The following is a 13,460-nucleotide window of genomic DNA, read 5'->3' as shown; positions in this document are numbered from 1 at the left end:
ATCATTAATTGAACAAAAAAGGGGGCGTTAATTAATCCGTATCTTCGTCTTCATTTTTATTGTCCATATGTTCCCTACTTTGAACTAATTTAACAGCAAAATAGAGATCATAAGTAAATTCAATGTAATTATGATCAGGTGAAATATTCATTTGTTTAAACCAATTTTTAAGGGTTTTGCGTCTACCTGATAAGATTAAAACCACATTACGTACTTTTAATGCATTAACTAATTCGTTAATACCCGATAATACACTGACATCTTTATAAGTAAAGCAGGGAATCGCATCGACGATAACATAATTAACAGGTTGCTCTGATTCGTCAATATAACTAATGATTCTTCGTTTAAAATAAGCAATATTGAAATACGTTAAAGGTGAATTGAACCGATAAATTATCGTATTACTAACAGGTTTAACATCTTTGCCTAATGAATGAATTCGCCCGTCATCATCAACTCCTAATAACTGATCTTTAGGTCGAAAAACGCGACGTAGAAACAAAAATATGCCTAATAATACCGCTAAAGCCATTCCCGGAATAATGCCGATAAGTAATACCGCAATAAATGTTGATAAGCTTAAATAAAATGCGTCACGGTCATATTTAAAAAAACGCAAAATTGTTTGAACATTAATTAGCGAGATCGATGAGTATATTAAAATCACGCCAAGGACACTTGTTGGAATATATTGTAACGGTGACAACAAAAAGAGTACCACAAATCCTATTAATGCCGCAGCGATGATCGATACAAGCTGAGTTTTTCCACCATTCGCATCGTTCACTGCCGTTCGTGACGAAGTCCCGCTTACAACAAATCCTTGTGATAGACCTGCTGCAATATTTGCCATGCCTAATGCCTTAAATTCAACATCGGCATTTGTTTCATAATTATTTTTTGTCGCAAAACTGCGTACGGTAATCATCATACTCACAAAACAGATAACAGCAATGTTCAATGAGGGAACAACTAAATCACGCATTAATCCTTTGTCAAAATCAACCCAAGCTTCCAATGGTATATAATCACCAGTGATATTACCAATAATGTGGATATCAAAATGTTCAAAATTAAACAACCATGAAAATAATGTCATTATCACAACTGCAAAAAGGGGTGCCGGGTAACGTGGTTTATATTTCTTAAAAGCAATTAGAATCAATAACGTTATGAAAGAAATAAATGTTGTACCTAAATGTGATTGATAAAGCTTAACCGGTAGATAAACCACTCGTTCGATAAGGTAAGAATAGTCATAATGAAAACCAAATGTTTTCGCTAATTGATCGACAATAATTGTAACGGAAATACCATTTAACAACCCAATTAATATAGGTTGACTGAGTAAATCCGCTAAGGCGCCAAGATGAAATTTGCCGGCAATAATACACCAAATACCGATCATAATTGTCAGCAGCACCACCAATTGCCAACGTAACATGGGATCATCGGCAGCTAATGGAAAAACCACCGCAGCAACCACCGCACACGTTGCGGTATCGGGCCCTACAATCAGTTGTTTAGACGATCCAAAAAGGGCATAGACAATAAGCGGTAAAATGGTTGAGTATAGCCCCGCAATTGCACCAACACCTGTTAACTCAGCATAAGCAATCGATACCGGTAAGGATACCGCCGCGACAGATAATCCTGCTTTTATATCTGCGTTTAAATATTCACGTTTATAATGTAAGAAACTGATTAGTCCTGGCATCCATAATGTGATTTTTTGGAAAAACGTACTACTGACTAACTTTCCCATTTTTAATCCTATTTCCCTGCTATACTCATTTTATCTATCAATATTGAACCACATTGAATATTGCTACGTGTTTCAAGATCATTCCCTATTGCTACAATATTTTTATACATATCTTTTAGGTTATTAGCAACGGTTATTTCATTAATTGGATATTGAATTTCACCATTTTCAACCCAAAAACCTGTCGCACCACGTGAATAGTCGCCCGTAACATTATTTACACCTTGCCCCATAAGCGAAGTAATCACAACTCCTTTATCCAACTTTTTCAACATGGTTTTAAAATCAGCATCCTGCTCACTTGGCGATACCAGCCAGTTATGAATTCCTCCCGCATGACCTGTGGAAGTTAAACCAAGTTTTCTGGCTGAATAATGACTGAGCAAGTATGTTTGCAATACACCGTTTTCAATGATGTTTCGTTTAATTGTTTTGGTTCCTTCACTATCAAAAGGTGATGACCCAATACCTTTTAAAATATGTGGATCTTCAAAAATAGTTAGCCATGAAGGAAATATCTGTTTACCCACGCTATCAAGTAAAAATGATGATTTGCGATAGATTGCACCACCACTAATTGCACCCACTAAGTGCCTTATTAATCCAACGGCAACTTCTGCACTAAAAAGAACGGGTACTTGCATGGTAGAAATTTGTGTAGCCCCTAGATGAGCAATTGTTCTTTCTGCTGCTTGCTGCCCAACCCAACTAGGGGATTTGAGTGCATTAATATCACGCGATGAAGTGTAAGCATAGTTACGTTCCATTTTTCCTGCCTGTTCAGCAATCGCTGTACAAGACAACGAATGAGAACTTGCACAGTAGCCTTGTAACATACCAAGACTATTGCCATAGACATACACACCATATTTACTACTAAAATAACCGCCGTCACTACTCATAATGTCAGCATTGGCAAGGGCTGCTAGCTCAGCTTGTTTTGCCTGCTCAATAGCCTTATCCACGTCTAAATCACTGGGATAAAAAAGATCTAAATCAGGGGGATTCAATGCCATCTGATCGAAGTCACCTAAGCCAGAGCAAGGATCAGCCGAAGTATATTGCATAATATTAATTGCCATATCGATAGCTTGATTTATTGCATGTGGCGATAGATCATTAGTTGATGCATTTCCTTTGCGTTGATCTTTATATACGGTTATAGATAATGCGCCATCACTATTAAATTCAACATTTTCGGTCTCCCCTTGTCGAGTACTTACCCCAATACCAGTTGCTTGGTTAATTGAAACTTCAACTGAATCGACACGAGGTTTAGCCAGTTCAATAGCTTGAGCAACAATATTTGATAACTTATCTTGTTGTCTTTGGGCATCTTTTTTAATCTGTTCAATACTCATTTTATTATTTTCTACAATTCTGCTAGTGATACGTTATAATAAGCCAGAATTCAATTTTAGTTAACTATTAACAAAAGAAATCCTATGAATAACCCTAAAGATTTAATCATTGACCAAGAATTTGATACTGATATGGATGATGAAATTATTTATGTCAGTAAAAGTGAAATCAAACGAGATGCCGAAATTTTAAAAAAAATGGGCGTAGAATTGGTCAATTTAAGCAAAAATGAACTGACTAAAATCCCCCTTGATGAAGATTTACTTTATGCTATCGAACTTGCTCAAAAAATCAAAAAAGAGGGATATCGAAGACAAATACAATATATTGGCAAATTGCTTCGTAGCCGTAATATCGATCCTATCACGCAAGCATTAGACAAGCTTAAAAACCGTCATAACCAACAAGTTGCCTTATTTCATAAACTTGAAAAGTTACGCGACGAATTGATTGAATCAGGTGATGCAGAAAACATTATCGAACTCTTTCCTATGGCTGACAGACAACAACTACGTACACTTGCTCGTCAGGCTAAAAAAGAACGAGAATCCAACAAACCACCAAAAACAGCCAAACAGATTTTTCAATACTTAAAAGAATTGAGCAACGCCGAATAATCTTTATAATGTTCGCACATTTCTTATCAGAAACAATATTGTAAATTATTAACCAAGATAGAGGATACAAAAATGGGACTTTTAAATGTACCAGCAGGTAAAGAATTACCGGATGATATTTATGTAGTAATTGAAATTCCAGCAAATTCGGATCCAATTAAATATGAAGTAGACAAAGATACAGGTGCAGTTTTTGTTGACCGTTTTATGGCAACAGCAATGTTTTATCCATGTAACTATGGTTATATTAATAACACATTATCGCTTGATGGCGATCCTGTTGACGTTTTAGTTCCAACACCGTATCCCTTACAACCTGGTTCAGTGATTCGTTGCCGACCTGTTGGGGTGCTAAAAATGACTGATGAAGCAGGTCAAGATGCGAAATTGGTTGCCGTGCCACATACTAAATTATCTAAAGAGTATGATCACATTAAAGATGTGGATGATTTACCTGAATTACTAAAATCTCAAATTAAACACTTTTTCGAACAATACAAAGCATTAGAAAAAGGTAAATGGGTAAAAGTTGACGGTTGGGAAAATGCCGATGCAGCTCGCAAAGAAATTATTGAATCTTTTGAGAGAGCTAAAAAATAATTAATATTTGCTATCAATTTTCATAATTATTGTTAATTAAAAGCTATAAGTCTTTACTTATAGCTTTTATTTTTAAATAAAGAATAGCAGAAATCAATTAAATCAATAACAATACCTTTTTAAAAGATGAGATGAAAAATCAGTGATATCCAATTTAGTGCTATTTAGCTTAGATAATTTACGATGGCAATCTTATCTCAATAGGGCAAGTTGCAAGCCATACATGACATAAATGACATAATTAACTACATTGTGATTCCCATTTTTAACAGTAAGTTGTAAACCTACAGATAAAACGTATGTAAACGTTTGATATAAAGAAACGATAAAACTATGTATTTAAAAGAAACCTAAAAGTAATCGTTAATACTAATTTTTAAATTTACATCTTACATGCCTTAATCGGCTTAAATAATCTTTACTTTCGAAATAAATTTAAATCAAAAACCCTTCAATAATTTGCTATTTATCAAATTTAACCATTATATCTAAAAATATTATAAAAAACTTCATCCTAAGATGAAAAAATTGTCATTAATTTCTTGCTTTCGATTATAAATTATGCGGTAATAGTAACAGACTTATGACGCAATATTTTTTTATGAAAACGTTTAACAATTAGGGGGTGTTTTTAACACATCATCTTAGTTTGTCGGTTGATTAATCTGTATTGCGTAAAAGTCTATACGTGCCTTAAAGGCAAAATATTAATTATTGTTAGGATATCTAGTAAATGAATAAGAAAACAGGCCAAGTAAAATGGTTTAACGAGAGTAAAGGTTTTGGATTTATCACACCAACCGATGGGAGCAAAGACGTATTTGTTCACTTTTCAGCTATCTCGGGTGAAGGTTTTAAAACGCTAGCTGAAGGTCAACAAGTCGAATTTGCTATTCAAGATAGCCCTCGCGGACCAGCGGCATCAGAAGTTGTCGTAATCTAATTAATATCGTAGTATATATATTAGTGAAAACGCTCATTTTTAAAAAATGAGCGTTTTTATTTTGTAAAGCTGAAAGATTTTAGCGAAAAAAAAGTGACCACTGGGTCACTTTTTAGAAAACTAAAAATTAGTCATTATTTTTTAGATACAACCGCAATTAAATCTAAAACTTTATTTGAATAACCAACTTCGTTGTCATACCAAGAAACTAATTTAACGAAAGTATCGCTAATTTGGATACCCGCTTTTGCATCAAATACAGAAGTACAAACTTCACCTAAGAAATCAGTTGAAACAACATCATCTTCAGTATAACCAAGAACGCCTTTCATTGGGCCTTCTGAAGCTGCTTTGATCACTTTACAGATATCTTCATATTTAGCAGGTTTTGCTAAACGAGCAGTTAAGTCAACAACAGAAACATCTGGAGTTGGAACGCGGAAAGCCATACCAGTTAATTTACCGTTTAATTCAGGAATAACTTTACCTACTGCTTTAGCTGCACCAGTTGATGAAGGGATGATGTTTTGTGCTGCACCACGACCACCACGCCAATCTTTGTGAGATGGACCATCTACCGTTTTTTGAGTAGCAGTAGTTGCATGAACAGTTGTCATTAAACCTTCAACGATACCGAAATTATCATTGATTACTTTCGCTAAAGGCGCAAGACAGTTAGTGGTACATGATGCGTTAGATACGATATCTTGACCAGCATAATCTTTATCATTAACACCCATAACAAACATAGGTGTGCTATCTTTAGAAGGACCAGTTAAAACAACTTTTTTAGCACCCGCTTGGATGTGTTTACGAGCAGTTGCATCATCTAAGAATAAACCTGTTGCTTCAGCAACAACATCAACACCCACTTCGTTCCATTTTAAGTTTGCAGGATCTCTTTCAGCTGTAACGCGGATTGTTTTACCGTTAACGATTAATTTACCATCTTTAACTTCAACAGTACCGTCAAAACGACCGTGAGTTGAATCATATTTAAGCATGTACGCCATATACTCAACATCTAATAAATCATTGATAGCAACGATTTCAATATCAGAACGTTTTTGTGCAGCACGGAAAACAATACGACCAATACGGCCAAATCCATTAATACCTACTTTGATTGTCATAAAAATTACCTTCTTTATTTGTGTTAAATGATAAAATAACTAACAGTAAACTACCAAATTTTTAAGGTTTATTCAAGCTGATTCAGAATAATTGGCAAGAATAAATTAAAATGAAAATCATCTTAATAATCATAGGATATAGGTTAGTTATATTTTATATAAGACTGTGATTGAATTGAGCAATGACAATGATAATTTTAAACTAAATTGTCAGACTTAAATTGATCATAATTAAGGTGCTCAATATCAGATAATCGCACGATTACATTTAATAAATTAAAAGGTATCAATTAATCCATAGCAAACGTTAAGTTACACTAAAAGACGATTAAAATAAAAAAATCCCACATTATCAATTTTGTGGGATTATATTTTGGGGTGATAATTAACAATTATTATAAAGAACTCATCTTATCAATAAATTGTTTTAAATGGTTTCTGATATCCTCACCTTGCGTATAATGTGCTTCAGATTTTAACGTTGATTTGGATTTCCACTCGCCTGCTTGTGAGTTATGAAATTTACTTGGAACATCGCCCGAATAGATATAATCCGTTTTAGAAGAGATGGCTTCGCTTATCAAACGTTTAGAATTAGTGATTTCTCCTGTTATTTCAATATCAGTAGTAAAAATGTATTTTTTCGAATTAGTGATAGTCTTTAAGTTAAATTTTTGCTCTTTATAAATTGGCACTTTAATTTTATTACCCTTATCATCGGTTTTTTCGCTCATTCTTTCTACATATTTTTCTGTTTTAACTTCATTTTTTTCATACGGTTTCATATGAATATAGTCAGATTTGGCATTAATCTCTATAATGATATTAGCTTGTGAACTATGATTAACAAAGTATATATAATCAGCGTTAAAAACCTGTTTTACCCAGCTAAGATAGTCGGAATCTTTAACATACACATTAACGCGTCCCTTTAATTTACAACGACTCGCTCTAGCGCTGGCATCACGGTATGAACCGAACTGTTCATATGCTGAATTGGCTGCCTCATAATATTTAGCCGCTTCACGATAAGTTTCGCGTTTATAAGCTATTTTTTCAAGTGACGAGGCTTTTTCATAATACTCTTTTGCTAGCGCAGTAACATGTTTCCTTTTATTATCTTCATAGAGTTTAAAACTATCTTTATATTCGCCTATTGGCTTATAAACTTCCCAAGCTTTAAGATATTCTAGGGATGCTTCATGATAACTACCCTGTTGCGAAAATGTTTTACCTAAATCATAGTGGTGTTTTGCTTCAATATCCAGATGTTGCTTTTTAGCATTTTTATATAAAGTAAAAATATCTTTGTATCTATACCGTTCTGAACCTTTTAAATATAAGTCAGCTTTTATTTTGTAACTTTCACTATCCGTACCTTTTATCGAATTACCATAATCGTAATACTCTTTAGCAATAAGTTGATCTAATTTACTCACTGGATATTTATCGTTAAAAAATGCAACAGTTTGACTATAAAAACGATTAACTAACATTAAACTGATTTTTCGAAGCGATTCATAACTATCAATACGTGCTTGATAATCAGTGTTATCACTATTAATAATGATTGTCTCGTAATGTTTCATCACATTACTGACCACCCCCCGTAATTTTTCGGCACTTTCCTCATTAAATTTTGCTTCGCCTTTTTCACCAATTGTAGCCGTTAATAAACTAATACTTTCTACATATTTCCCTTCGTTATAAGCTTGATCAGCCGTACGAACATGGCAAGCAGTTAAACAAAACACTAACAAAATCGCTAAAACTATCCGCATATTACTTCCTTTCTCTATTTATTAATTAATTATCAGACAGTTAGAATAAAAACAGTTTGATTAAGTGATCTTATGAAAAAAATTAACCTTATTTTTTTCATTTAATGCTAAATTTTTAAAACAAAATTATAGGCTAACTTGATATACGATTTTATATCATTTTAGGTAAAGAGATTTCAGATTTTTTATTATATAAAACAATATGTTGGTTTATTTGTAAGGTGTTAGTGAAGTGAGTTAAAAAATTGATCAAGAAAGTTTATACGAGCGTATATTATTGGTGCGTTTGTGTGAATAAATTGATTTTTATATTTTTTTGAAATAAAGTGATTGTAATTTTTTTATAAAATAAAATCATTCATGAAATCTAAAATAGATGAGCTTTAAGTGCGGACATATTTAATTAATTATTTAGATATTAAAGCGTTAATTTAATAACGCTTTTAAAATAAAAAGGAATAGATCAAAGTAATATATTATCTTCTAATGGTTCTCCATCATATAATTTACTTGAAAAGTCATTAATAAACATGTCGCGTTGACTGTCTGCAAAGAACTTAATACCAATTAAGCGTATATTATTTTCGCCTTCTAAATAAATGATATTTTCTGAATTAATCTTTTCAAGCATACCTTCTTTCCATTTATCATCAAGCAATCTATCATCGCCTTTTGGCTCTAAAAATACTTGATAATAAGCATCCTCATTTTTACTTTTCATCAATAAGATAAAATCAGGCATAAAGCCTCTTACGCCATCAAATTCAGTTAGTTTTAATCGTGATGATTTTTCATCATTACGAATCAGATAAATGTCATCATACTTCACCCTTAATTTACTCATAAACTTATCGAGTAAATTTATCAAACGATGCTCCAATTGGTTTACAATCATCTTATCAAATACATACCACGTTTTACCTGTTGAATTTTCAGTTGTGATACGTTGATTAACAATAATTGAAGGGTCAATATATAAACTGTAATCCGTAATAACTTTTTTCAATGGTTGACTGATAAACTCATATGTACCTTTATATTTACGGTAGTTACGGCGAATATTATCTGCAATTTTACTTAATACGTTTTCCAAACAAATAAGTTTTTCTTTACTGGAAAGATTATCAATGCTTAATGATTGTGGTAGTTTAATATCGATGCTGACTTTCCCTAAATAATTATCGCTTAAAATAAACTCTTCCATACTTGTAAGCTTTGGGAAGTAGTATTGAAGATTGTTGAATGTATAAAAATTTTGTCTTGCCATCGCTTTAAAGAAATAGCGTTTATCAAGTTGTAATGACTCAAGTTTAGAAAGAACATTTGAATCATCATCATTTAATGCGCTTAGCGATGTCTCGTTAAAGGTTTTGTACTCTTCTTCAAAATGTGTTTCTAATGAATAAGATTTCCATGAACGCTTTTCACCTGTAATTTCTTCTACCTTATTATAGTAAAGCTTACCATATTGATAGACATGTGATTTTTTGAAGCTTTCTTTAAGTTTTGCGTGCTCAATAATACCATTACCATCTGATTGCGCAATAATATCAGCTTGCTCAAGCGAAGCATGTAAAACTTTTATATAGGATGGCTCATTAATCGTATGGTAATGAAGTTGTTCAAGAATAGATAAATCATGATTGCTAATGTCAAAACGCCGTTTATAACTTTTCTCATCTTGGTAGATAAACGGAAAGTATCGCGCTCCACGACCGATTAACTGCGCTTCACTGTCAGTATTGGTTTTGGTTGTTGATGCTTTTTCACTGATTCGAACGATGTCATACAGGTTTAGTACGTCCCACCCTTCATTTACTTTTGCAACTGCAAATACAGCACGAATAGGATTATCAATTTGTTCAAGCGTATTGAGTAAGACAGGCTGCTCTTCCATTAAATCAGTTTTATTGACATTCAGAATATTCATGTCATTAAAATCATCTTTTATCATATCAATGATAGTGATTAAGTCATCCTTATTATAACGCGCAATAACTTTATGCCATATGCTTGTTGCTGAGCTCAATTGTGACCTTTTATTGGTTAAATGATGAGTTATTGTCTCTGGTGTTAAACTATCAATAATTTGTATAAACTCTTCTTGTTTAGCTTTTGAAGTAGCAATTTGGTTAGATTTAAATAAAATAACAGGTTTAAACCCTGTGATATTATTATCTAACGCAATAAGTTTACGATATTGGCTTAGTAATACCGCATCGAGCATTTTTTCGTTATCGTTTTGATTCGCTTCAAGTAGCATTACACGTTTAGAATAACCATCATTCATAAACTGCTTTAAATCATATTGATAAATAATTTTATTTTTATATTTTTGGTTTATCTCTTTATTATCTAAGTTAATCGTTGCAGTAAATTCAAATAAACGGTTTTTAGGCTGTAACGCAAGCAATTTATCAATTGTTCTTTCCCAGGTTAACTCCTCGTTTTCAGATGAGTTTTTAGCTTTACCTTTTGCTTTGGTTTCAGCATTAAAATGGTGTGCTTCATCACCTAGTAATACTAGCGGAATCTCTTTTAAATCATCATAGGTAACACTGTTTTCTTTGTAGTGATTTAATTCATCATGAATTTTATGAATCGTTGATAATTTAAGATAAATAGTATTTTTGTTCGGTATGTTTGGAAACGTATCAACGGCTTCAATATGGATTTGATTACCTTCTATTTCAATTGATGAGTTAAAAAGGTATTTAGATGATAAACCATTAAGTAAATTCTCTTTAGTTTTTTGAATAATCGCATCGGTATGCACAAAAAAAATGAAATTTTGATAGCCATACTCTTTATACATATAAAGTATTGTTGCTGCCATCACCATTGTTTTACCTGCGCCTGTTGCCATATTAAACAACAAATGTTTATAAAGGCTATTGGCATTAGGATTATGCTGAGCATAGTGTAAATATCGCAGTGATTCTTCTTGATAAGCTCTTAGCGTGTCTTTCAAGTTATTCTTAATATAACTAGGCACTTGATAGGATTCAGAAAAAAGCCCTAATTCATCAACTTTTTTAAACTGATGAAAAAGCAAATCTCTTTGCTGTTTTATTGCTTTTGCCATTATTCACCTTTTCCATAAAAACAACGTGTAAAGGCTTTATCTTGCTCAGATACATTTAGATTTTCATCATTCATATCATCAGCATTTACATAAAGTTGATTTTTATCAAGCAATTCAATTAACAGGCGTTTTTGTTCCTCAAGCGTTAAATCCTTAAACGTCACCAATTCACCAATACCATCAACTTCATAAGCATCACTTAAAATTTTATCGAGTTCAACTTGGTAATTTAAATGCGCCGTTTGTTTCATGACTTCAAATAACTTAGTTAATTCATCATAGCTTTTAGCTGATTGTATCTGATGAATATAAGTGTAATTTAACTCTTTTAGCTCCGCATAAACAAAGCTACCTCCTCCCTGCCAATTAACATTTTTGGATATTCCACCTTGCTCGCATTCAATCACTTTTTGTAATCTATGCACAGTAATATCATTAATATAATCCATCTGCTCAATACCAATATAACGTCTTCCCATTTTATGTGCTACTGCCGCGGTAGTGCCACTACCTAGATGGAAGTCTAAAACAATATCTTTTTTGCTCGAAGATATTTCTATTATTCTCTTCAATAACCGCTCTGGTTTTTTCCCTTGATTTAATATTACCTGCCCTTCATTTGCTATACCTTCCCACGCAATATCAGTCCAAATATTTGTAAGCGGTGAAGATGCTGCTAACTCATTATCGATTTGAACGATATTTTTTGAATAAAATATTATTTGTTGTCCATTTAAAATATACACATCATCGATTCCATTACGAATCAGATGAAAAATTTGATCTTTATTTTTTAAAGATTCTTTTTTTAAAGCTACAATATCAGAACCAGCTTTTTTATCATTAATACTCGCAAGTCTTGTAATTCTATGAGCATTTTTTATGATAAATTTATTAAATGTTTCCAGAGTTTTGTCCGGTCTGATATTTGTTTTATTAGAAGAGCTTTGGTCATAAGCCTCGTATAAAGAACTAAATTTCCAATCTGTAAAATGATCATCTGGGTTAATTATCCAACGGTTATATGCGTAATCAGGATTTCGTTTAACTCTAACTCTATTTTCAGTAAAGTTTTTTTTGTTTTTTGCATACCACAAAATATATTCAGATGCTTTAAATACGCCCGGATTAATAGTACTAAACGCTGACGGAGATCTTGCTTCTATCGTTATTCTATTAATAAAATTTTCTGCTATAAATAAATTATCTAAGATAATTTTTAAATAATCACTTTCATTGTCATCACAATGCACAAAAATAGCACCATCATCACTCAATAATTCCCTTGCTACTTCTAACCTATTTTTCATAAAGGTAAGCCATGTGGAATGATTAAAACGATCATTATATTTAAAGCTATCATTGCCTGTATTATATGGCGGATCGATATAAATAAGTTTTACTTTGCCTGCATAACGTTCTTTTAGTGAATGTAATGCGACTAAATTATTACCTTTAATGATCAGATTATCTTCATTACTAAAGTCCGTAATATTTTCTTCTACGCCGTCGTTACTGTAACGTTTAACATTAGTGAGTACCTTTGGAGAAAATAATCTATCTATCTCATCACGCGCGATAATTTCGTTGTAGTAAACTTCATTTTTACCTTGCTCTTCCCTTGTCATTCCGCCTTCAAGCACGCAATCTTTGAACGGAAAATCAAGCACAACATCACTATTATAATTGAGATATTTACCTTCACTGGTCAGCCCAATACTATTACGGTATTTTGTAAAACTATCCGCCCAATACTCTTTATATTGAAGTAAATTCGTCAAGGCATGAAAATCAAAAATTAATACGCCATCAATTTCTGTACTGTACAATGATTTTATTTTAGCATTGCTAATTAAAGCTTTTATTAAATCAGGTTTTCTTTCTTTAATATCGTGAATGACCTTTGATCTTTGTAAGACTTCGTCGACCCAATACTCAGGAAAAGCTTTTAATACTTGATTAAGCTGCTTAATTAATTCTGTTTGCATAACTTTTAAACGATCTACGTATAATAAGACAATATTTAATTGTACATAAATTTAAATCCTAACACTAAACTTTTTTTAATGTGGCTGTTGAAGGAGTCTGCATTCCAATAAAATAGACAACATAAAATTTTTTAGTAAGACTATATAGTAATATATCTTACTTAATGGGCATTGATTTAGAGC

At 32.4% G+C, this 13,460-nt stretch carries 9 protein-coding genes; 3 read left to right on the top strand and 6 right to left on the bottom strand.

The features are described from left to right. Window positions 1-31: 31 nt before the first annotated feature. Window positions 32-1,768, bottom strand: a complete 1,737-nt coding sequence (locus tag A9G10_RS09215) for a SulP family inorganic anion transporter (protein WP_218837379.1) — start codon at window positions 1,766-1,768, stop codon at window positions 32-34. Window positions 1,769-1,776: 8 nt separating this feature from the next. Then, window positions 1,777-3,129 (bottom strand): metalloprotease PmbA, encoded by a 1,353-nt coding sequence (gene pmbA / locus A9G10_RS09210; RefSeq protein ID WP_065559245.1) that lies wholly within the window; start codon window positions 3,127-3,129, stop codon window positions 1,777-1,779. Between the two features lie 84 nt (window positions 3,130-3,213). Between pmbA and yjgA the strand changes: the two genes are divergently transcribed. The 3 genes from yjgA to cspE all read left to right on the top strand — a co-directional run bounded on the left by yjgA (window position 3,214) and on the right by cspE (window position 5,290). After that, the gene (gene yjgA, locus A9G10_RS09205) at window positions 3,214-3,747 is read left to right on the top strand and encodes a ribosome biogenesis factor YjgA (RefSeq protein WP_065559244.1); all 534 of its coding nucleotides are present in this window, start codon (window positions 3,214-3,216) and stop codon (window positions 3,745-3,747) included. 72 nt (window positions 3,748-3,819) lie between these two features. Then, a complete protein-coding gene (gene ppa, locus A9G10_RS09200; protein ID WP_065559243.1) occupies window positions 3,820-4,347 on the top strand; it encodes an inorganic diphosphatase in 528 nt (175 codons plus the stop codon). Between the two features lie 733 nt (window positions 4,348-5,080). Continuing rightward, the gene (gene cspE, locus A9G10_RS09195) at window positions 5,081-5,290 is read left to right on the top strand and encodes a transcription antiterminator/RNA stability regulator CspE (protein ID WP_065559242.1); all 210 of its coding nucleotides are present in this window, start codon (window positions 5,081-5,083) and stop codon (window positions 5,288-5,290) included. Window positions 5,291-5,424: 134 nt separating this feature from the next. Here cspE and gapA read toward each other — a convergent pair whose 3' ends face one another. From gapA to A9G10_RS09175, 4 genes are all read right to left on the bottom strand, one after another. After that, the gene (gene gapA, locus A9G10_RS09190) at window positions 5,425-6,423 is read right to left on the bottom strand and encodes a glyceraldehyde-3-phosphate dehydrogenase (RefSeq protein ID WP_065559241.1); all 999 of its coding nucleotides are present in this window, start codon (window positions 6,421-6,423) and stop codon (window positions 5,425-5,427) included. Between the two features lie 395 nt (window positions 6,424-6,818). After that, window positions 6,819-8,204 carry a hypothetical protein gene (locus tag A9G10_RS09185; protein WP_065559240.1) on the bottom strand — a complete coding sequence of 462 codons (1,386 nt, stop codon included), beginning with the start codon at window positions 8,202-8,204 and terminating at the stop codon, window positions 6,819-6,821. Window positions 8,205-8,667: 463 nt separating this feature from the next. Next, window positions 8,668-11,289 (bottom strand): DEAD/DEAH box helicase family protein, encoded by a 2,622-nt coding sequence (locus A9G10_RS09180; RefSeq protein WP_065559239.1) that lies wholly within the window; start codon window positions 11,287-11,289, stop codon window positions 8,668-8,670. Beyond that, on the bottom strand, window positions 11,289-13,277 hold the full coding sequence (locus A9G10_RS09175; RefSeq protein WP_065559238.1) for a site-specific DNA-methyltransferase: 1,989 nt from the start codon (window positions 13,275-13,277) through the stop codon (window positions 11,289-11,291). Before A9G10_RS09175 ends, A9G10_RS09180 begins: the two co-directional genes overlap by 1 nt. Window positions 13,278-13,460 lie beyond the last annotated feature (183 nt).

It is taken from the genome of Gilliamella sp. wkB308, from assembly GCF_001690185.1.
GTDB lineage: Bacteria > Pseudomonadota > Gammaproteobacteria > Enterobacterales > Orbaceae > Gilliamella > Gilliamella apicola_I.
Note: the sequence above shows the minus strand (reverse complement) of the source record. Positions and strands in the feature narration are given on the sequence as shown.

Excerpts from the sequence above, each read along its gene's own strand:
- A9G10_RS09215 (WP_218837379.1), bottom strand. The coding sequence starts at position 1,768 with ATGGGAAAGTTAGTCAGTAGTACGTTTTTCCAAAAAATCACATTATGG.
- pmbA (WP_065559245.1), bottom strand. The coding sequence starts at position 3,129 with ATGAGTATTGAACAGATTAAAAAAGATGCCCAAAGACAACAAGATAAG.
- yjgA (WP_065559244.1), top strand. The coding sequence starts at position 3,214 with ATGAATAACCCTAAAGATTTAATCATTGACCAAGAATTTGATACTGAT.
- ppa (WP_065559243.1), top strand. The coding sequence starts at position 3,820 with ATGGGACTTTTAAATGTACCAGCAGGTAAAGAATTACCGGATGATATT.
- cspE (WP_065559242.1), top strand. The coding sequence starts at position 5,081 with ATGAATAAGAAAACAGGCCAAGTAAAATGGTTTAACGAGAGTAAAGGT.
- gapA (WP_065559241.1), bottom strand. The coding sequence starts at position 6,423 with ATGACAATCAAAGTAGGTATTAATGGATTTGGCCGTATTGGTCGTATT.
- A9G10_RS09185 (WP_065559240.1), bottom strand. The coding sequence starts at position 8,204 with ATGCGGATAGTTTTAGCGATTTTGTTAGTGTTTTGTTTAACTGCTTGC.
- A9G10_RS09180 (WP_065559239.1), bottom strand. The coding sequence starts at position 11,289 with ATGGCAAAAGCAATAAAACAGCAAAGAGATTTGCTTTTTCATCAGTTT.
- A9G10_RS09175 (WP_065559238.1), bottom strand. The coding sequence starts at position 13,277 with ATGCAAACAGAATTAATTAAGCAGCTTAATCAAGTATTAAAAGCTTTT.